General features: G+C 61.1%; 16 protein-coding genes. 8 read left to right on the top strand and 8 right to left on the bottom strand.

Features of this window, described 5'->3' with window-relative positions; translation table 11 throughout:
* The first annotated feature begins 21 nt into the window (after positions 1–21).
* The 4 genes from DIE04_RS10820 to DIE04_RS10805 all read left to right on the top strand — a co-directional run bounded on the left by DIE04_RS10820 (position 22) and on the right by DIE04_RS10805 (position 4350).
* Entirely contained in the window at positions 22–1104 is a 1083-nt protein-coding gene (locus tag DIE04_RS10820) for a glycosyltransferase family 4 protein (RefSeq protein ID WP_185500340.1), read from the top strand.
* Positions 1105–1177: 73 nt separating this feature from the next.
* The gene (locus DIE04_RS10815) at positions 1178–3241 is read left to right on the top strand and encodes an acyltransferase family protein (RefSeq protein ID WP_124529035.1); all 2064 of its coding nucleotides are present in this window, start codon (positions 1178–1180) and stop codon (positions 3239–3241) included.
* A 95-nt stretch (positions 3242–3336) separates the two neighbouring features.
* Positions 3337–3699 carry an acyltransferase gene (locus tag DIE04_RS10810; RefSeq protein ID WP_124573010.1) on the top strand — a complete coding sequence of 121 codons (363 nt, stop codon included), beginning with the start codon at positions 3337–3339 and terminating at the stop codon, positions 3697–3699.
* 333 nt (positions 3700–4032) lie between these two features.
* The gene (locus tag DIE04_RS10805) at positions 4033–4350 is read left to right on the top strand and encodes a hypothetical protein (protein ID WP_124573008.1); all 318 of its coding nucleotides are present in this window, start codon (positions 4033–4035) and stop codon (positions 4348–4350) included.
* A 189-nt stretch (positions 4351–4539) separates the two neighbouring features.
* On the opposite strand, the gene DIE04_RS10800 is transcribed toward DIE04_RS10805, so the two are convergent.
* The 3 genes from DIE04_RS10800 to DIE04_RS10790 form a co-directional block, all read right to left on the bottom strand.
* Positions 4540–5412 (bottom strand): Stf0 family sulfotransferase, encoded by an 873-nt coding sequence (locus DIE04_RS10800; RefSeq protein ID WP_124573006.1) that lies wholly within the window; start codon positions 5410–5412, stop codon positions 4540–4542.
* 75 nt (positions 5413–5487) lie between these two features.
* Positions 5488–6552, bottom strand: a complete 1065-nt coding sequence (locus tag DIE04_RS10795; RefSeq protein ID WP_311766326.1) for a glycosyltransferase — start codon at positions 6550–6552, stop codon at positions 5488–5490.
* Between the two features lie 122 nt (positions 6553–6674).
* A complete protein-coding gene (locus DIE04_RS10790; RefSeq protein WP_124529045.1) occupies positions 6675–8123 on the bottom strand; it encodes a mannose-1-phosphate guanylyltransferase/mannose-6-phosphate isomerase in 1449 nt (482 codons plus the stop codon).
* A 464-nt stretch (positions 8124–8587) separates the two neighbouring features.
* Between DIE04_RS10790 and DIE04_RS10785 the strand changes: the two genes are divergently transcribed.
* Genes DIE04_RS10785 through DIE04_RS10770 form a run of 4 tightly spaced genes read left to right on the top strand, consistent with a single transcriptional unit; the run spans position 8588 to position 13815 of the window.
* Positions 8588–9883, top strand: coding sequence for a glycosyltransferase family 1 protein (locus tag DIE04_RS10785; RefSeq protein WP_124573004.1), 1296 nt, complete (start codon positions 8588–8590; stop codon positions 9881–9883).
* A 49-nt stretch (positions 9884–9932) separates the two neighbouring features.
* Positions 9933–10898: an NAD-dependent epimerase/dehydratase family protein gene (locus DIE04_RS10780; RefSeq protein ID WP_124573002.1), complete on the top strand. Its 966-nt coding sequence runs from the start codon at positions 9933–9935 to the stop codon at positions 10896–10898.
* A 4-nt stretch (positions 10899–10902) separates the two neighbouring features.
* A complete protein-coding gene (locus tag DIE04_RS10775) occupies positions 10903–11919 on the top strand; it encodes a glycosyltransferase family 4 protein (RefSeq protein WP_124573000.1) in 1017 nt (338 codons plus the stop codon).
* A 12-nt stretch (positions 11920–11931) separates the two neighbouring features.
* Positions 11932–13815, top strand: coding sequence for a nucleoside-diphosphate sugar epimerase/dehydratase (locus DIE04_RS10770; protein WP_124572998.1), 1884 nt, complete (start codon positions 11932–11934; stop codon positions 13813–13815).
* Between the two features lie 82 nt (positions 13816–13897).
* On the opposite strand, the gene DIE04_RS10765 is transcribed toward DIE04_RS10770, so the two are convergent.
* Genes DIE04_RS10765 through DIE04_RS10745 form a run of 5 tightly spaced genes read right to left on the bottom strand, consistent with a single transcriptional unit; the run spans position 13898 to position 19326 of the window.
* Entirely contained in the window at positions 13898–15004 is a 1107-nt protein-coding gene (locus DIE04_RS10765; protein WP_044846277.1) for a glycosyltransferase, read from the bottom strand.
* A 27-nt stretch (positions 15005–15031) separates the two neighbouring features.
* The gene (galE, locus tag DIE04_RS10760; RefSeq protein ID WP_044846276.1) at positions 15032–16054 is read right to left on the bottom strand and encodes a UDP-glucose 4-epimerase GalE; all 1023 of its coding nucleotides are present in this window, start codon (positions 16052–16054) and stop codon (positions 15032–15034) included.
* 14 nt (positions 16055–16068) lie between these two features.
* Complete coding sequence (locus tag DIE04_RS10755; protein ID WP_124523347.1) at positions 16069–17205, bottom strand: glycosyltransferase family 4 protein; 1137 nt, start codon at positions 17203–17205, stop codon at positions 16069–16071.
* A gap of 43 nt (positions 17206–17248) precedes the next feature.
* Positions 17249–18073: a glycosyltransferase gene (locus DIE04_RS10750; RefSeq protein ID WP_044846274.1), complete on the bottom strand. Its 825-nt coding sequence runs from the start codon at positions 18071–18073 to the stop codon at positions 17249–17251.
* The gene (locus DIE04_RS10745) at positions 18070–19326 is read right to left on the bottom strand and encodes an oligosaccharide flippase family protein (RefSeq protein ID WP_124523345.1); all 1257 of its coding nucleotides are present in this window, start codon (positions 19324–19326) and stop codon (positions 18070–18072) included. Before DIE04_RS10745 ends, DIE04_RS10750 begins: the two co-directional genes overlap by 4 nt.
* Between the last annotated feature and the right edge of the window lie 109 nt (positions 19327–19435).

Below are 19435 nucleotides of genomic sequence, written 5' to 3'. Positions count from 1 at the left end.
TCATACGTGAACGGAATTTGCGTGAAGAACGACGCAATTTCCAACAGCATCCGTGACGAAGTACGCGCTTTGCGCAAGAGCGGTGTCGACGACGTTCGCTTGTACGCGTACGCATGCGAGTATGAAGACATTCCGTCGACGGTGGTGTCTGACGTCAGGGATATTGCGTTCGATCCGCATTTTCTGGCGAGTGATGTCGTCATCTTTCACTTCGGCATCTACTATCCGCTGTTCGATCTGTTGTCGATCGTTCCGGCGAACGCACGACGTCTGGTGGTGTTTCATAATGTCACGCCGCGGGAGTTCGTCAAACCGGAAAGTCGTGCACTGATCGACCAGTCCTTTTCGCAGATGTCGAATATTGCGTGGGCCGATCACGTCATCTGCGTGAGCGATACGAATCTCGAGGTGCTCCGCAAGGCTGGTATCAACACGCCTGCCACGGTGTTGCCACTTGCAATTCACTCGATGTCGCACCCTCCATCGAGAAAGCCGAGCGTTGTGGATAACATCGTACGCATCGCGTTCATCGGCAGGTTCGTGAAGTCGAAAGGGCCGCATGAGTTGCTGATGGCGCTCAGCAACGTATTGGCATCGAACCCGACATGCGGACTCAAAGTCGATATGGTCGGCAATCTGTTGTTTTCGGATCCTGAACTTCTGGCGCAGATCGAGACGATCATTGCCGCGCTGGTGCGACAGTATGGCCGACGCGTCGACGTTAACATTCATGGCAACGCTTCGGAAGAGCAGAAGCACGAGATCCTGCAGGATGCCGATTTGTTCGTCTTGCCGACCTATCACGAAGGATTCGGAGTACCGATTGTCGAGGCGATCTCCAACGGATGCTATGTCATCGCCTACGACAACTCCAACGTACCGTCGGTGACGAACGGCTTCGGTCGACTCGTCGACACGGGCTGCATTAACAGTCTTTCCGCAGAGCTTGCTCAAGCAGTGGAGAAAGTCACGTCGGCTGCATGGCGCGGTCAGGGTGGCGAGAGTTATGAGACGTTTGTCAGACATGCGACCCGGTATGCTGAGCAGTTTTCGCCGAGCAGGGTAGCAAGGAATTTCGTCAATCTCGTAAGCAAGATCCAATAATTCAAGGCGGCCTGCCTGTGTGGGATGCCGCTCGGGCAGTGATAAAGGCGTCCAATTTTTAAGATAACTAGCAATGGCGAGTGCGAAGACAGCCTATTTTCCATATATCGACGGCCTACGTGCATTGGCGGTATTGTCCGTCATGCTTTTCCACCTGAACGCCCATTGGCTTCCTGGTGGATTTTCCGGGGTCGATATCTTTTTCGTGATCTCCGGATTCGTCGTCAGTTCCTCGGTCGCGAATCTCGGTTCGATCTCGATCGGGCGATTTCTGCTGTTGTTCTATGCACGGCGGATGCGGCGAATTTTGCCTGCACTGATCGTCGTGTTGCTGGTAACGGGACTCGTTTCCGCATTGTTCATCCCGTCGTCGTATCTGAGTGATAAGAGCCAAAAGACCGGTCTCTATGCATTCTTCGGCCTGAGTAACTTCATTTTGGGCTCGGTCGGCAACGACTATTTTTCTCCGACCGCTGAATTCAACCCATACACGCACACTTGGTCGCTTGGCGTTGAGGAGCAGTTCTATCTGGCCTTTCCGTTTTTGTTCTGGGCTTGGCTCGCCCGAAAGAACTGGCGACATCTGTCGGTCATTCTGATTGCTGCGGCGTTCGGTGCGTCATTCGTGTGGGGGCACTGGCTCGGGCAGGCGAATCAAACGCAAGCGTTCTATTTCATTTTCGGTCGATTCTGGGAGCTGGCCGCTGGCGTTTTGCTGTACCAATGTTTCGCGCTCTCCGGGTTCATCACGAATGAATCGACTCGAGCGCCTGCTACCGCGGGCGTCAAGATAGGGGCATGGATCTCATTAGCGACGGTGATGGCCGGACTCGTGATTTCGAAGTCAGATCATTATCCGTTTCCAGGCGCGATCGTTCCAGTAATCGGCACGGTCGGCCTGCTGGGATTTTTGTATCGTCGCGAGCATGCGGGTTTCATCTCGACGGTACTTGAAAGTGGTCCGGCTCGTTTTGTGGGGCGAATTTCCTATTCGCTCTATTTGTGGCACTGGCCAGTTTACGTGGTGTTGCGCTGGACGGCGGGGCTTGAGTCGCCGCTCGCGATTGTTTGCGCCATTGTGCTGACGTTCGCGTTGGCGATGGCGTCATACCGATTCATTGAGGAACCGTTCCGACATGGATTGTCGGCAGCCCGAATTCCCCGCCTCGTCATCGTGGGATGTGGACTTTGCCTGATGATTGGTGGCGCGGGGCTGTCGTCAATGATGGCTGAAGCTCAACCTAAGTTTTCCTTGAGCACCGTGACTAGACACGGAGACGATTGGTATCCGTATGGAACCGACACGAGTCCCGCTTTCCCCGGTTGTCATACCGACGTCGCGCCTCAGGACGTGCAAGGCGGGCAGCTCTGGGTCTATTCGCGTAAAAACTGCGATCTGCCGGCGAGGAGTTCGCATCGGGTCTTCGTAATCGGCGACTCTCATGCGATGGCCTATTCGGGAATGTTCAAGCAATTCGTGGTGCAAACAGGTGTAACGGTTTACGCTTACAACAATGCCGGTTGTCCGTTTCTTAGTTTGCAGCCGTGGCGCGAGGACGGAAACCCGGTCTGCCATCAGTACGGCGATTCGGCGTTGAAGGATATGCTGGCGAAGCTGCAGCCTGGTGACGTGGTTTTCCTGCCCTCATTGCGTTTGCCCCGAATGATCGATCAATGGGCTTATTTTGGCGATGAGACTGCGCGCAATCAGTTGTTTGGTGACGAGGCAGTCAAAGGCCGAACTCGATCAGTCGAAGAGGCCATTCCGATACTGCAGGATATAGAGAAGCGTGGTGGCAAAGTTGTGCTGGAAGCGCCAAAGCCGATTTTCCGTATGGTTCCATATCGTTGCTCGGATTGGTTCAATCGGCACAATCCGATTTGTGAGCGCGGTCCGTTGATCAGTCGTAGTGAAATCGATGAAATGCGAGCTCCGATTCTGAAATCGTATGAGCAGATGGAAGCGAAGGTGCCGAATGTATATACTTGGGATCCGCTGCCGATGCTGTGTTCGGATAAGGCGTGTTCAGCATATGACGGCAGAAGACCCCTGTTCTTCGACGGAGACCACATTAGCGGATATGGCAACTTGCGCGTACTACCGGGCTTCGAATCGCTGATGTTGAAGTTGTTGTAATAGGTTCGAGTCGGCAAATTTGGGTCGTGCGTCACGCGTATCGCAGATATTTGCGATACGCGTGACGTGGCGGTAAAGGGCGATCGACGGAAATCATGGCCACTGTTCCGGAGCACGGAGTTCGAATCCCCCGCCTTGCTGAGATCAATGGGCTGCGCGGAATCGCCATTCTTGCGGTTGTCTGGCATCGCTTGAGTTTTGTGCTTGTGCCGACGCCGCCGCGCCTTTGGGGTACGCCTACTGAGCTGGTACTATGGAATGGTTGGATGGGCGTGAACCTATTCTTCATCCTTTCGGGTTTCGTGCTCTATTTGCCGTATGCAGCCGGTAAACGGAGCTTCACCGGGCGCGAAGATGTTGCTCAGTTCTACAGGCATCGCTTCCTTCGCCTGATGCCAATGTATTCTGGTCGTGGTGGCGACGTTCGCTCTGAGCGGACAATTCGTCAATGCAAATGAACGGGCGATCCGTGAGATCGTCCGGTGCCTGACCTTTACGTTCCCGCTTTTTCCGGATACGTACTCGCCATCTTCGAATTGGGCGCTCCGGTCCATCGGAACGGAAGTGCTGTTCAGCCTGATATTTCCACTCCTGGTCGCGATTGCAGAGCGGATCGGCTTGACGCGACTGCTTGGCTTTGCAATTGTTTTCTCATTGTGCGTCAGGCTGCTCCGGAGAATTTACTACCCGGTATTCTTCGGACCGGACTGGATCATCGACGCACTTCTCATTGGCCGACTCGATGAGTTCGTTATCGGCATGTGGCTTGCGCGCTCTTATGTGATCGGACAATGGTCGCCGCGTTCTGCCTCTTGTTGCGACGGCGTTGCTGGTTGTGGCAACTTGCGGTTTTACCGGGTGACTTCGACAAACGGATTCCGGCGGAATGGACGGCCGTCCTGAACAACGTGCTCGATATCGCGTCGGCGTTGTTTATCGTCACTGCGCTGAGCGACGGGTCGCTGCTCGCAAGGTTATTGCGTTCCCGTGTGTTGCAGGTGTTCGGCATGGGATGCTATAGCGTCTATCTCTGGCATCTGCCCGTACTGCGCGCGTTGCAGATCGATCTCGGCGGGGCGGGGGGCGATACGCATCGCCTGCTTCATTAGGGCGACGGTATTTCTTTCCGCGATGACGTATCGTTTCGTGGAGTTCAGGGCCGTCAATTCGTGGCGGCAGCTCTTTCTTGCTGAGCCGCGCGAAGACCGAATGCGCTCGATGATCAGGGGCGCAGGAGGATGAACTCAGGTAGCTATTGTGTTGATTGCAGGGTACCTGCGTGTCGGCAGATATCTCGCTTATTTGGGATCCTCGGTTCGCCATCGTTGGTTGCCGAAGAAATCGACCCAGCGCTCTAGGCCGGCGCCGAGCATTGCACGATTATCACGCCGTCCGATGTTGAGAAAATCTCTAGTAAAGCGCTCACGAATATCTCGATAAACGTCGCTCATTCGGTCGGATATTTTATCCAGGCCTCCGCTGCGGCTCAAATGGGCGCTGGTTATCTCGTGCGCGGGAGCGTTGAGATGATCGGCCATCGCCGTAAGGAACTTGGACGGCGAAGCTATTAGTGATTCGTACGTCATCCGCAGCGGTTGGATGCCGGTCTTGTCGAAATACGCGTCCCAGTTAGCTTCATGTGATAAAAGCATCATCAGCTTCGTCAGGATCGCGAAGAAGTCGTATCGAACTTCCGGCGGAGATGTGCCTGAATCACTGCCTGCCGGCATGTGCCATACACCGGTTTCGTCCGCAATGTAGAGGGATACGGCTTGCTTGATCGAATTTTCTCGCCGGATATAAACCCAGCGATGGTTGGGCAGGATGTCGTCCAGCGTTGCGTAGCCGTCAACGCTGCTTGCCAACCAGTCATCGAGGTGCGCACGATGATCGTGCATGATCTTTGAACCGAAAATACCATTGGCACTTCGATCGAGCACCAGCGTTTCAAAATTTTCTTCGAAGCGTTCCCCAGGTGTTACACCAAATGGAGACTGTTCGGAGTAGGGATACTGGAAGTACTCGGTCGGTCGTCCAATGCCGGCGCCGGTCAATGCATTGGACAAGACGGTACTGCCGCAGCGAGGGGTAAATGCGATCGTAAAGGTTCTGTGTATGCCGGCTTGTTCCAGCCGGCTCAGGAGCGTTGTTTTATCAATGCGCTGCGACATCGTTTGCTTGCAAGGGAATTGATTGGCCTGAGGCGATTCGGCCGCGCTGGTGTCTCCGCCGTCGCCGTCGCACCCTTACCGGGACAATTGATGGTAAAGATCGACGTAGCGATCGATCATCTGTCCGGCGGTTAGATTTTGCTCGAATCGCTGGCGTGCATGTTTACCAAGTGTTGCAGCCAGGTCGGAATCGTTCCACAGGGTGGTCATTGCAGCGCGCAGGGCGGCGGGATCGTTCGGGGGAACAACCAGTCCCGTCTTGCCCGCGACATTCACATACGAGGTACCCGTGCCAATCTCGGTGGAAACCAACGCTTTGCCGAACATTGCTCCTTCGACTAGCGAGATGCCGAATGCCTCGGCGCGGAGGTGCGACGGAAACGTGAGCCCGTGGCACATACTCAGAAGGGCAACCTTGTCTTCGTCGGGCACCGCGCCGACGAATATCGCGCGGTCACCCAGCCCGAGGCGTGCGGCTTGGGCCTTGAGCTCGCTCTCGACTGGCCCGGCTCCGACGATTACCACCTTCATCGACGTACTGACGAGCGCATCCAACAGGATGTGCAGGCCTTTGTAGTAGCGCAAATTGCCGACGAACAGGAAGAATTTTGAACCTACCCGGTTGTGCCAATAGGCGACTCGCTCTGGGTCGACCGTAGGGTAGCGAGTTTCATCGAGACCGATCGGAATGACGTCAACCTTGTCCTTGAATTGACGCAATACGGGGCTTGTCTCGAGGTAGTTTGGCGATGTCGCCACGATTCGATCGACGTCGCGCAGAAAGAGGCGCTGCAGTGGCTTGTAAGCCTGAAGCAGAACCTTCTGCCGCGTGATGTCGGCATGGTACGTGACGACAGACGGCTTCCGACAACGCGTGGCGAAATGGACGACATCCATGAAGGGCCACGGAAAGTGGTAATGGATGACATCGGCCCGTCGGGCAAGTTCGGCAAAGCGCTGGAATGCCGCAATCGAGAATGGAGAGGACGCAATCTGGACGTTCACCTTGGCTCGATGGTGAACATGGTCGCCAAAGTCGACGGAAGTCGTGTCCGTGCTAACGGTCAGGACTTCACTGGTGATTCCATGCTTGCTAGCGCCCGAGCATACCTGGCCGATTAGTTCTTCTACCCCTCCCATCGAGTCCGGGCGGTAGGTCTTGTAGAAATGTAAAACGTGCATATCGCTTCAGGTCACCAAAGGAGCGCAAACGGCAGGGGGGCGATATCGTATCGCCCCCTTGAGTATTGCGCCGCTTGGCGTCAGGTTGCAGGCGCCCGTCCGTAGACGTCCTCGAAGCGGACGATATCGTCTTCCCCGAGATATTCTCCGCACTGCACTTCAATGAGTACGAGGTCGACGACACCCGGATTGATCAGCCGATGTTTGTGCCCAGCGGGAATGTATGTCGACTCGTTCGGTTGTAGCGAAATGACGCGTTCACCGTTGACGACGTCTGCACATCCGCGCACGACGATCCAGTGTTCGCTGCGATGATGGTGCATCTGCAACGACAACGACGCCCCGGGCTTGACGACGATGCGCTTCATCTTGAAGCGATCACCTTCTTCGAGCACCGTATAAGTGCCCCACGGACGATGAACTGTCCGATGGATTCGATACGCGTCGTGATTCGATTGCTTCAACTGCGCGACGATTTGCTTGACGTCCTGCGCGCGGTCGCGCCGGGCGATCAACAGTGCGTCGGGCGTGTCCACGACCACGAGATCCTCGACACCCACGGCACCGATCATCCGGTCTTCGGAACGGAAATAGCAGTTCGACGTATCGTGCAGAAGGGCGGCACCTTCAATCCGGTTGCCTTGATCGTCGGGCTGGGTCAGGTCGCTGATGGCGAGCCAGGAGCCGATGTCGCTCCAGCCGATGTCGCACGGCACGACTGCCGCCTTCTTCGTGCGCTCCATCACGGCGTAGTCGATCGAGATGTCCTTTGCCGTTTCGAATGCTGTGCGCGTGAGTTCCACGACGTAATCCTCGCCGATCGAGGTCCAGCTTCCGTCGGGAACGGCTTGCTTGACCGGCTCGGCAACGTCGATCGCCAGCGTTTCCATTTCGTCGAGCATCGTCTGGGCGGCGAAACAGAAAATGCCCGCATTCCACGCATGCTGACCGTCAGTCGCAAGCTTTGCAGCCACTTCGGCGTTCGGTTTCTCGACGAAGCTGACGATGTCGCAAGCGTCAGTTTCTTCACGCGTGCCGCGGTCGTACTGGATATAGCCGAAGCCCGTTTCAGCGCGGGTCGGCTTCACGCCGAACGCCACCACCTTGCCGGCATTGGCTGCGTCCGATGCCTTCTGGACTGCCGCATTGAACGCTGCGAGATCGTTGATCAAATGGTCCGCCGGCATGACGAGCATGACCGCTTCCGGACCATGGCGCTCACGCACGACCAGCGCAGCGGCTTCGATCGCTGCCGCGGTATTGCGCGAAACCGGTTCGAGTACGAACCCCATCTTCACACCGTCGTGGCGAATTTCAGTGCATTCGTCCTTGGTCAGGAAGTATGTATCGCGATTCGTGACGAAGACGATTTCCTCGACGCCTGGAATGCCGCACGCGCGAAGGTAAGTCTTTTGCAGTAATGATTGACCGTCCGCCAGCTTGAGCAGGGGTTTCGGAAACGCTTCGCGCGATACCGGCCAAAGGCGGGTGCCCGCGCCACCGCAGATGATGATGGGAACAATGCTCATGTGAACTTAAGCGGCAGGAATCTATGGTGCAATGGACGATTGTAGCCGAGATTCCGCTAGCTCCCGCCCCATCCGACGCATTAGGTTACAAACTTTTTGTGGTTCGCCGACGGGGGCGAGTCCTGTACCAGCCCCACCGGGGCTGCACCGGACTGCTTCGGCGGCTTCTGGGTTGGCATCGACCCGGGATGCACGGGCTCGCACCATCATTGACTACATTTGGCGACATAATCGCGCCCTTTTCGAGCCTGAACCCGCGCCGCACGTCAGCGCGCTGTCCGTGTCGGAGGAACTGGGGCGGCGTCGTGCAGTACGTCGCAGTGGTGAGGTGCGCAAGGTGATTGTCGGGCACGCTTTCATGACAGGCGGAGTGTTAAGCTATTGCCCCCGTCCGTGGCTGCTATTGCTTCACATGACATCCGTATTCCGTGGGTTTCGTTCCCACTCGGCACGATTCGTTGCGGGTGCTGCACGACGAGGATCTCGCAATCGAAGCAAAAGCGCGCAGCGATCGATGTTTAACTGCCGCCTCTGGCAAACCTCAAACAGTCTCCAATCAGTCGTTAGTGGACCGCATGAAGCTCGTTTTTGATCTGAATTCGCTGCGACCTCCGAGAAGCGGTGTCGGTTACTACACCCAGCATTTGCTGGAAGGACTGCGAACGCAACGGGATATCGAAGCTCTGGCAGGATGGATCGGTCCGAAAGTATACGAGGACGACAGCCTTAACGAATTGATGTGCGATCAATCCGCGCTGAAAAAGGCGGCTCGGCTGACCCGCGGGCCGGTAGCGTCAGCAGTTCGTGCGGCGCGGAATGTTCCAGGAGTCTATGAGGCCCGCACATTGCTCAGAGGGTTTGCTTCGGCGCGGCCGCGCGATGAGTTTGCAGCTCGCGGTTATATCTATCATGAGACAAATTTCATCGCGTCCCGCTATCGCGGACCGACCGTCGTTACGATTCATGATCTATCGCATCGTCGCCATCCGGAATTTCATCCCAAAGCCGCCGTTAAATACGTAGACGATGGACTACCTCGGACTCTGGAGCAGGCGCGGGCCGTGATTGCAGTGAGCCACTACACGAAGCAGGCCATTCATGAGATCTACGGTCTGCCGGACGACAAGGTGATCGCGATCCATCTTGGCGTGGAGCCCTGTTTTAGGCCTCGGGGCGAGGAAGAATGCGAGTCGGTGCTATCGCGTTCTGGATTGCGCTACCAGGGCTTCGTACTATCGGTATGCACACTTCAGCCCCGGAAGAACCTGCGCCGTCTCGTGGAGGCGTTCTCGCGCTTGCCGGTTGCGGTCCGCCAGGCGTTTCCCCTCGTGTTGATCGGCGCCGAGGGTTGGATGAATTCGGAGCTGATGCGGGAAATCGAACCGTTGGCCATGCGCGGTCAATTGATCGCACCCGGATATGTGTCCCGCAACGATCTCGTGCAGTTGTTCGCATCCGCGGCGGTATTTGCGTACCCTTCGCTTTACGAGGGATTTGGTCTGCCGGTGGCGGAAGCGATGGCGAGCGGCGTGCCCGTGCTGACCTCGAACGTCACCTCGTTACCCGAGGTGGCTGGAGGAGCGGCATGGGAGGTCGATCCGTATGCTGTTGACGCGATCGCGGATGGCCTTGAACGCACGCTGGACAATGAGTCACTGCGTGGCGAACTGGTTGCGAAAGGCTTGCGCCGGGCAGCCGACTTTACGTGGTCCGCAACGGTCGAGAAAACGTGCGACGTGTACCGTTCGGTGGCGGCGTGAATACTGCAACAGCGCGACATGCAGTCGTGCCGTTCATTGGAAGGTATGCGTGATGCGAATTGCGATCAGCGGTGCAAACGGATTCGTGGGTCGCGCCGTCAGTTTACGTGCCAACGCACAAGGCAATCACGTGATCGGGCTGGTGCGTCGGCCCGGTGTGTGCGAGTCCTACGTTCATGAGTGCGTGATTGGCGACGACAACTTTGCCGGTGTTGCGAATGGTTTCGCTGGGCTCGACCGTTGCGATGCCGTTATTCACCTAGCCGCCCGCGTCCATGTTATGCGGGATCGAGTTGCGAACCCGCTTGCTGCCTTCAGGGCGGTAAATGTCGAAGGGTCCTTGAACGTCGCAAGGGCGGCATTGCGAGCTGGTGCTCGCCGCTTGGTATTGGTAAGCAGTATCAAGGCGCTGGGAGAGGGGGAGCCGGGACGGCCGTGGCGCGAGGACGACGAGGCGATGCCGACAGATCCGTATGGCATGTCAAAACTCGAGGCCGAACTGGCGATCCGGGAATTCGGGCAAACGCAAGGTCTTGAAGTCGTCGTTGTGCGACCGCCCCTCGTCTATGGCCCAGGCGTCGGCGCCAATTTTCTGGGGCTGATGAAAGCGGTCGACATGGCGATTCCGCTTCCGCTGGCGAGCGTCACCGCTCGCCGCAGTCTCGTGTATGTCGAAAATCTGGCCGACAGCCTGCTTCGATGCGCAAGCGATCCACGCGCTGCCGGTGAGTGCTTTCATATCGCCGATGACGACGCTCTTTCCATCGTGGAGCTATTGCGCGCGCTCGGCGATGTGCTCGGCAGGCCGACGAGGCTGTTTCCAGTGCCGGTTGCGGCGTTGCACGCACTTGGCAAACTGACTGGTCGACATGCTGCTGTCGACCGTCTAACGGGTAGCTTGCGGCTCGATACCGCCCACGTGAAACGCACGTTGGACTGGCAACCTCCGTTCACGACGCAGCAGGGACTCGAAGCGACCGCTACATGGTATCGTTCGCGCGGTACCCAAATATAAACACATGCTTCTCGCAACTCCCTCATGGATCACTGCAGCTGCGGTGACGTTCGCCGCCGTACTTGCGTCCACGGCCATCCTGCGCATGCTGCTCGCGACCGGCCTCGCGTGGCGCCTTGCCACCGACATTCCGAACGACCGTTCGCTCCATACGCTGCCGACGCCGCGCGTCGGCGGATGGGGCATCGTACCGGTCTGCGTCGTTGCGCTGCTCGCGCTGGCGCCGCACTTGTGGCTGATCGCCGTCGCCGCCGCCGGACTCGCCGCGATGTCGCAGATCGACGACCGGCGCGGGCTGCCCGCCCGCGTGCGGTTCTCGGCGCACCTCGCGGCGGTCGTCGCGCTGATCGCCGTGTTCCCGGCCGACGCACCGTGGTGGCTGCTGGTCGGCATCGGCTTCGCGATGGTGTGGCTGACGAACCTGTACAACTTCATGGACGGCGCCGACGGCCTCGCGGGCGGCATGGCGCTGTTCGGCTTCGGCGCATATGCGGTCGCGGCGCTGACCGGCCCGATGCCGTCACCGGATCTGGCCGTGGCCGGCTCGGCTGTCGCCGGCGCCGCGCTCGGCTTTCTGCTGCTGAACTTCCATCCGGCCCGGCTGTTTCTCGGCGATGCGGGTTCGATTCCGCTCGGATTCCTGGCTGGTGCACTCGGCTATTGGGGCTGGCGGGCCGGCGTCTGGCCGATCTGGTTCCCGGCGCTGGTGTTCGCGCCCTTTATTGCCGACGCATCTGTAACACTTTTGAGACGTCTGTTACGTGGCGAAAAGTTCTGGCAGGCGCACCGGGAGCATTATTATCAAAGGATGGTCCGGGCGGGCGTAGGTCACCGCCGGACCGCTCTTTATTGGTACCTCATCATGCTCGCAGGCATAATCGTCGCCGTGTGGGCAAAGGGCCGCCCGGAACTGCAGCAGTGGCTGTCGTTCTTCGCGTGGTACGGCGTCCTGGCATGTATCGGACTGGTAATCGACATGCGCTGGCGCCGGTTTCAGTCGGCCGCCGAAAATAACTCTTGAGGTTTCCTGCCGATGTTGCGATCCAAAGCATCATGGCTTTCGCTGAGCGCTTTCCTGTTTGACCTGACGGCGGTTACCGCCGCGTGGTTGTTCGCCTATCTCGTCCGATTCAACGGCAGCGTTCCGTCCGATTTCATGGGCGGCGCGCTGACGGCGCTCGTCTGGGTGCTGCCCGTCTACGCGCTGATGTTTCACGTATTCGGCCTGTATCGCGGCCTGTGGGTGTTCGCGAGCCTTCCGGATCTGGTTCGGATTTCGAAGGCGGTGATTGGCGGCGGCGTGATCGTGATGATCGGCGCCGTGATGTTCCAGCCGTCGCCGATCATCCCGCGTTCGGTGTTGCTCGTGTCGCCGCTGATGCTGTTCCTCGCGATGGGCGGCGCCCGTGCGCTGTACCGCGCAACGAAGGAGTTCTACCTGTACGGCGGGCTCGTCGGGCAGGGCAAGCCGGTGCTCGTGCTCGGCGCCGGCACGGCCGGCGCGAGCCTCGCGCGCGAACTGTCGCGTTCGGGGGAATGGCGTCTGGTGGGCCTCCTCGACGACGATCTGACCAAGCAGGGGCGCGAGATCTACGGCTACAAGGTACTCGGCTCGTTCAACGACCTGAAGCACTGGACCGATGCGATGAAGGTCGAATACGCGATCATCGCGATTCCGTCGGCATCCGTCGAAACACAGCGCCGCGTTGCGACATTGTGCGTGCGCGCCGGCGTGAAGGCGATGGTGCTGCCGTCGCTGACCGCGCTGATGCCGGGGCAGGGGTTCCTGTCGCAGGTGCGCAATATCGATCTCGAGGACTTGCTCGGACGCGATGCCGTCACGATCGACACGCCGCACGTCGAGGCGCTGCTGCGCGGCCGCGTCGTGATGGTAACCGGTGCGGGCGGTTCGATCGGTTCCGAGCTGTGCCGGCAGATCCTACGTTTCAAGCCGGCGCAACTGGTCGCGTTCGATCTCTCCGAATATGCGATGTACCGGCTCGCCGAGGAACTGCGCGAGCGCTTCCCCGACCAGCCTGTCGTACCGATCATCGGCGACGCGAAGGATTCGCTGCTGCTCGACCAGGTGATGTCGCGCTATGCGCCGCATATCGTTTTCCACGCGGCCGCGTACAAGCATGTGCCGCTGATGGAGGAGCACAACGCGTGGCAGGCGCTGCGCAACAACGTGCTGGGCACCTATCGCGTCGCCCGCTCGGCGATCCGCCACAACGTGCGCCATTTCGTGCTGATTTCGACCGACAAGGCCGTCAATCCGACCAATGTGATGGGCGCGAGCAAGCGGCTCGCGGAGATGGCGTGCCAGGCGTTGCAGCAGACGAGCGAAGGCACGCAGTTCGAGACGGTGCGTTTCGGCAACGTGCTCGGCAGCGCCGGCAGCGTGATCCCGAAGTTCCAGCAGCAGATCGCGAAGGGCGGCCCGGTGACGGTCACGCATCCCGAGATCACGCGCTTCTTCATGACGATTCCTGAAGCGTCGCAACTCGTGCTGCAGGCGTCGAGCATGGGGCACGGCGGCGAGATCTTCATTCTCGACATGGGCGAGCCGGTCAAGATCGTGGATCTCGCGCGCGATCTGATCCGTCTCTACGGCTTCTCGGAAGGGCAGATCCGGATCGAATTCACGGGGCTGCGTCCGGGCGAGAAACTCTACGAGGAACTGCTCGCGGACGACGAGACGACCACGCGCACGCCGCATCCGAAGCTGCGGATTGCACGTGCGCGGGAAGTGCCGGACCATCTGCTCGACGAGTTGTTGCCGTGGCTGATGCAGCACCGCGTGCTGAGCGACGACGAGGTGCGGCGGGATCTGCGGCGCTGGGTGCCGGAATATCAGACGACCGTCGCCCCGGTGCTGCAGAGCGTGCCGATGGCGCGAGCCGTATCGAACGAATGAGCGCTCGCGGACGCCGCCCACGTTGGCCCCGAGCATGAAAAAAGCGCCCCGCGAGGCGCTTTTTTCGTTTTGGGTGCTGGACTCACTGCCCGCGTCTTTCCTTTCTCACCACCATCCACCGCGGCACCTTGAACCTGACGATGCTGAGATAAAGCCACACATACGTCAGCGCGAACAGCACGACAAAAACGAACAGGTGCACCGTGTGCCGCCAGAACAGCGTCGCCGGAATCACCGCAACGAGGCACAGCAGCCAAAGATAAGGCGACGTCAGCGAATTGCGCCGCGTGAGGTCGTGCGCATGCTTCGTCCCGACGGCCCAGCGCATCAGCCGCTTGTACACGAGCATATGAAGATGCACGCCGTCGGGAATCCCCGGCGACATCCCGCGGATGAACTTCTTCCGGTAGATCGAGAAACACGTCTCGAAGATCGGATACATGAACAGCAGCACCGGATACCACGCCGACACTTCGCGATTGCGCATCACGAGCATGATCGCGAGTTCGGCGAGCATGAAGCCGATGAAATACGCGCCGCCGTCGCCGAGGAAGATCAGCCCCGCAGGGAAATTCCACAGGAAGAAGCCGAGCACGGCGCCCATCATGATGATCGACGCCGACATCACGACCGGGTCGTTGACGTGGAATGCGACATACGCAAGCGACGCGAACATCATGAAGCTGACCATCGACGCGAGGCCGTTGAAGCCGTCGATGATGTTGATCGCGTTGGCCAGGGCCGCGACCGCGAGCACCGTGATGAACGCCGAAATGGCCACGTAGCCGAGCAGGAAGTCGAGCGGCGGCACGCTGATCCGCTTGACCGCGATGCCCAGCAGCCAGAACGCCAGCGCGGCCGCGCCCATCGTGCAGAGCAGCCGCGCGCGCGGCGACACGCGCTTGGTCAGGTCCTCGACGAGGCCCGACAGGAACGCCGGCATCCCGCACGCGACGATTCCGAGAATGCTGCCGGCGATCGTTGGATAGCGCCGCGACACGAGTAGCGCGGCAATGACGACCCCGGCGAGGATCCCGATGCCCCCGACGCGCGGCACCGGCCGCACGTGGAATTTCTGCACGCCGGCCAGGTCGCTGTCGACCGAGAATTTCTCGTGCAGATGCGCATAGCGCACGATGAACAACGTGACGAGCAGGGAGACGATGAAGCCGGACGCGAAGCTGAGCATGGGATCGCTCGAAAAATGGACAGCGGATTATACAAAACCGCGGGGGTTCCCCTCCTGCCATTTCCAGTGGTCGGCGCACATCTCGTCGATCCCGAGCGTCGCGCGCCAGCCGATGAGGTCGGCCGCGGCCTGCGGATTCGCGTAGCACTCGGCGATGTCGCCCGGGCGGCGCGCGACGAGTTCATACGGCACCGGGCGGCCCGACGCCTTCTCGAACGCGCGCACGACTTCCAGCACGCTGTAGCCCTGGCCGGTGCCGAGGTTCACGACGAAGCTCGCATCGCGCTTCGCGAGCGCGTCGAGCGCGGCGATGTGCCCCTTCGCGAGATCGACGACGTGGATGTAGTCGCGCACGCCGGTGCCGTCCGGCGTCGGGTAGTCGGAGCCGAACACGCGCAGCTTCTCGAGCTTGCCGACCGCGACCTGCGCGACGTACGGCATCAGGTTGTTCGGGATGCCGGCCGGATCCTCGCCGATCAGCCCGCTCGCATGCGCGCCGACCGGGTTGAAGTAGCGCAGCGTCGCGATGCGCCACGACGGGTCCGATACCTCGAGATCGCGCAGGACCTGCTCGGCGATCAGCTTCGACTGGCCGTACGGGTTGGTGGCCGACAACGGGAACGATTCGTCGATCGGCGAGCGCTCCGGCACGCCGTACACGGTCGCCGACGAGCTGAACACGAACTGCCGGACGTTGCGCTCGCGCATGATCTTGAGCACCGAGAGCAACCCGCCAAGGTTGTTCTGGTAATACTCGAGCGGCTTCGCGACCGATTCGCCGACCGCCTTGAGCGCCGCGAAATGGATCGTGCCCGTGATCGGATGCGCGTCGAACACCTTCGCGAGCGCGGCTTCGTCGCACACGTCGACCTGGTGGAACGCGGGCGTCCTGCCGGTGATCCGCTCGATGCGCCGGACGGACTCGGCCTTGCTGTTGACGAGGTTGTCGACGATCACGACATCGTAGCCGTTGTCGAGCAGCTCGACGGCCGTATGCGAGCCGATATAGCCCGCACCGCCGGTAACGAGGATGGTGCCTTTAGCGGTCATGCTGATGCGCTCCTTCAGAGTGTGATGCCGGTCAATGTATGAATGGTCTGCCGGTAGCGTTCGACGACTTGCTGCTCGTCGAATTCCGCGCTCACCTTGCGGCGGCCGCACGCGCCCATCGCGTCGCGTCCGGCGGTCCCGAGTTCGATCATGCGGATCAGCTGCTCCGCGAGGCTCGCACTGTCGCGCACGCGGCACAGGAAGCCGGTTTCGCCGTCGGCGACGACGTCGCGGCAACCCGGCACGTCGGTCGCGACGATCGGGCGGCCCATCGCGGACGCTTCCATCAGCGTGCGCGGCACGCCCTCGCGGTACGACGGCAGCACGACGCAGTCGGCCGCCGCGATGTGCGGGCGCACGTCGTGCGCCTCGCCAAGATACTCGACGACACCTTCGCCGACCCACACGTCGACGTCCGCGCGGCCGATCGCACTCGGATTGTCGACGCCGAGCGGCCCGAGCAGCTGGAAGCGCGCATCCGGGTAGCGATCCCGCACGACGCGCGCGGCCTCGACGTATTCGCGCACGCCCTTGTCCCACAGCAGCCGGCCGATCAGGATGAACACGGGGCCTCGGCCGGCGGGCAGCGGCACCGGTGCGAACTGGTCGAGATCGACGCCTTCGCCGTGCAGCAGCCGCGCGCGCTCGGGGTGCGCGAGCAGCTGCTCGTCGGTGAAGGTCGCGAGATCGTCGCGGTTCAGGAACCAGACTTCACGCGGAAAGCGGAACGCGAACCGGTACAGGCGCTTCGCGACGCTCGCCGCACGGCTTTTCTGGATGAACACATAGCCGAGGCCGGTCGTGACCGCGATCGACGGCACGCGCGCGAGCCACGCGGCGATCGACCCGTAGATGTTCGGCTTGATCGTGTAATGGAACACGAGATCGGGCTCGAGCGCGCGGTAATGGCGCACCAGCGCGGCAAGCGTGCCGAGATCCTCGCGCGGACTCGTGCCTTTCGACGCGACGGCGAGCGCGACGTAGCGGCAGCCCATCTGCTCGAGCAGCGGCACCGTGCGGTCGTGCGGCGCGATCACGATGACCTCGGCGCCGCGGGCGACGAGCGCACGGATCAGCCCGTGGCGGTACGTGTAGATCGCCCAGGCCGTGTTGCAGACGAGCGCGATGCGCAGCGAGGAGGTAGCGGACATGAAAAAAAGCAAAAAATAAAGCGTCGAAAATGCCGGAGGCGGGCTACGCGGACGGCCGCGCCGCGAACAGCGTCTGCTTGATCCGCTGCAGCGTACGGTACGGCGTCACGAAATGCAGCAGGTTCTTGGCGAGGCCGGCCCAGTCGTACGGGTTCAGCACGTTGAAGTGCCGCAGCAGCAGCGATAGCGTCGATATCAGCTGGCGGCGGCGCTTGGTCGCGCTGATCCCGCCCTCGTTGAGCTCGTAGTAGAGGCCGAGCTCGGGCAGGTTCGCGCAATCGTAGCGTTGCATTAACCGTAAAAAAAGATCGAGATCCTCGGCCGCGCGATACTTCGCGCGGTAATTGCCGACTTCGCGCACGGCGTCGATGCGCAGCATGACCGACGGATGCACGAGCGGCGAGCGCAGGAAGCGCGTGCGGCGCAGCGTGCGCGGGTCGGCGGGCGGGGTCAGCATGAAGCGCGGCTCGCCGGCACGCGACACGACCTGGGTCCACATGCCGACGCAGGCCACGCGCGGGTGCGCATCGAGATACGCGCGCTGCTTCGCGAGGCGCCGCGGCGCGGCGAGGTCGCCGGCGTCGATGCGGGCCGCGAAGCGGAAGCCGCGCGCCGCGAGCGCGTCGATGCCGGCCTCGAGCGCGCGCTCGATGCCGCCGTTGCGCGGCATGCGCAGCACCTCGACCGCAAGGCCGGGCAGGTCGGGCGCCACGATCGGCGGCGTGCTGCCGTCATCGACGATCAGCACGTGCACCGGCGCGTCCTCGCGAAACGACGCGAGGGTGCGCACGACGTCGTCGTGGCCGTTGTAGGCCGGCATCAGCACGGCCACGTCGTCGAGCGGGGGCGGGCAATCGGGAGACGTCATGGGCGCAGCTTGAAACGAATGTAATAAAAATTAACGGCGGCGGCGGCGAGATAGCCGGCCGCCAGCCCGACGAGCGCGCCGTACAGGCCGAGCCGGGGGATGGCGAACACGTTGACGAGCGCGGCGATCGCGAGCGCGAGCACCCATTTCGCCAGCAACACGAATTTTGCTTGATATTTGAGAACGATAAGATTGCCTATCGCCTCGATGCCGGCCGGCACGGACAGCCAGACCGCCCAGCGGAAGATGTCGACCGACGCCTCGTAACCGCGGCCGAACACCTTGCCGACGATGAGCGGCGCGGCCGCGTCCAGCACCAGCGCGCCGGCCATCATCAGGCCGGCGGTCATCGCGATCAGCCGGACGATGTTGCGGCGCAGCCGCGCGACGTCCTGCACGCGGTACACGAACGCGGGCGCGATGGTCTGCGCGAGCATCAGCGCGAGCGTGATCCAGTTCTCGTTGAGCTGCTGGGCCGCCGAGTAGCGGCCGAGATCGGCGAACGACACGTGACGCTCGAGCATCAGGCGGTCGAGCTTCAGGAACAGGTACATGCAGATCAGGCCTAGCCAGAACACGGTGCCGGCGGTGGCAAAGTGCCTGAACAGCGGTTTGTCGAACGTCCAGCCGAGCGCGCCGCCGTTACGATGGCGGAAGTAGAGCAGCAGCGCGAAGCCGATCACGGCGGCCTCCAGCGCCCACAGCCACGCGAAGCGGGCAGGGCCGGCGGCCGCGCGGACCAGCAGCCAGACGAGCAGCGCCTTCGCCAGCGCGGTGAGCATGCTGGTCACGAGCTGCGGCTTGCTGTAGGTCAGGCTCTGCAGCCACGCGTTGATCACGCCGACGAACGGCTCGCGGAACACCATCGTGACCGCGAGGCCCGCGAGCATCGCGCCGACCAGCGGGTCGAACGCGCCGGCGCCGATCGCGATCCAGGTCGCGACGAGCGCGACGGCGGACACGCCGATGCGCAGCACGAAGGCGCTGCCGAGCACCGCGCCGAGTTGCGCGGGCGGGCGCTGGACGATGGTCGGAACCAGGATTTCGGCGCCGCACACCCAGGTGAGCGGCGCCAGTACGAGGAGAAGCGTATTCGCATACTGCCATTTGCCGAACACGTCCGGCCCGAAATAACGGGCCAGAAGACCGCTGATCGCGATCGCGACGCCGATCTGCGTGAGCCGTTCGAGCCCCAGCCAGACGAGATTCGCGACGGCCTTCGCGACGTCCGGGTTGCCGAATCGCTTCAGCATGCGGGGCAGCCGCGCGAGCGGGAGGCGGCCGGCAGGGCGCCCGAAGGCGGCGGGTTGGCGGCGGCGGAGCGGCTAGGCATTAAAATGGACAAAATACGCGTCATCAAAA

The organism is Burkholderia sp. Bp8994, from assembly GCF_003853805.1.
In the GTDB taxonomy this organism is placed as follows: Bacteria; Pseudomonadota; Gammaproteobacteria; order Burkholderiales; family Burkholderiaceae; genus Burkholderia.
The sequence above is the reverse complement of the archived record's forward strand: the minus strand, read 5'-3'. Positions and strand labels throughout refer to the sequence as shown.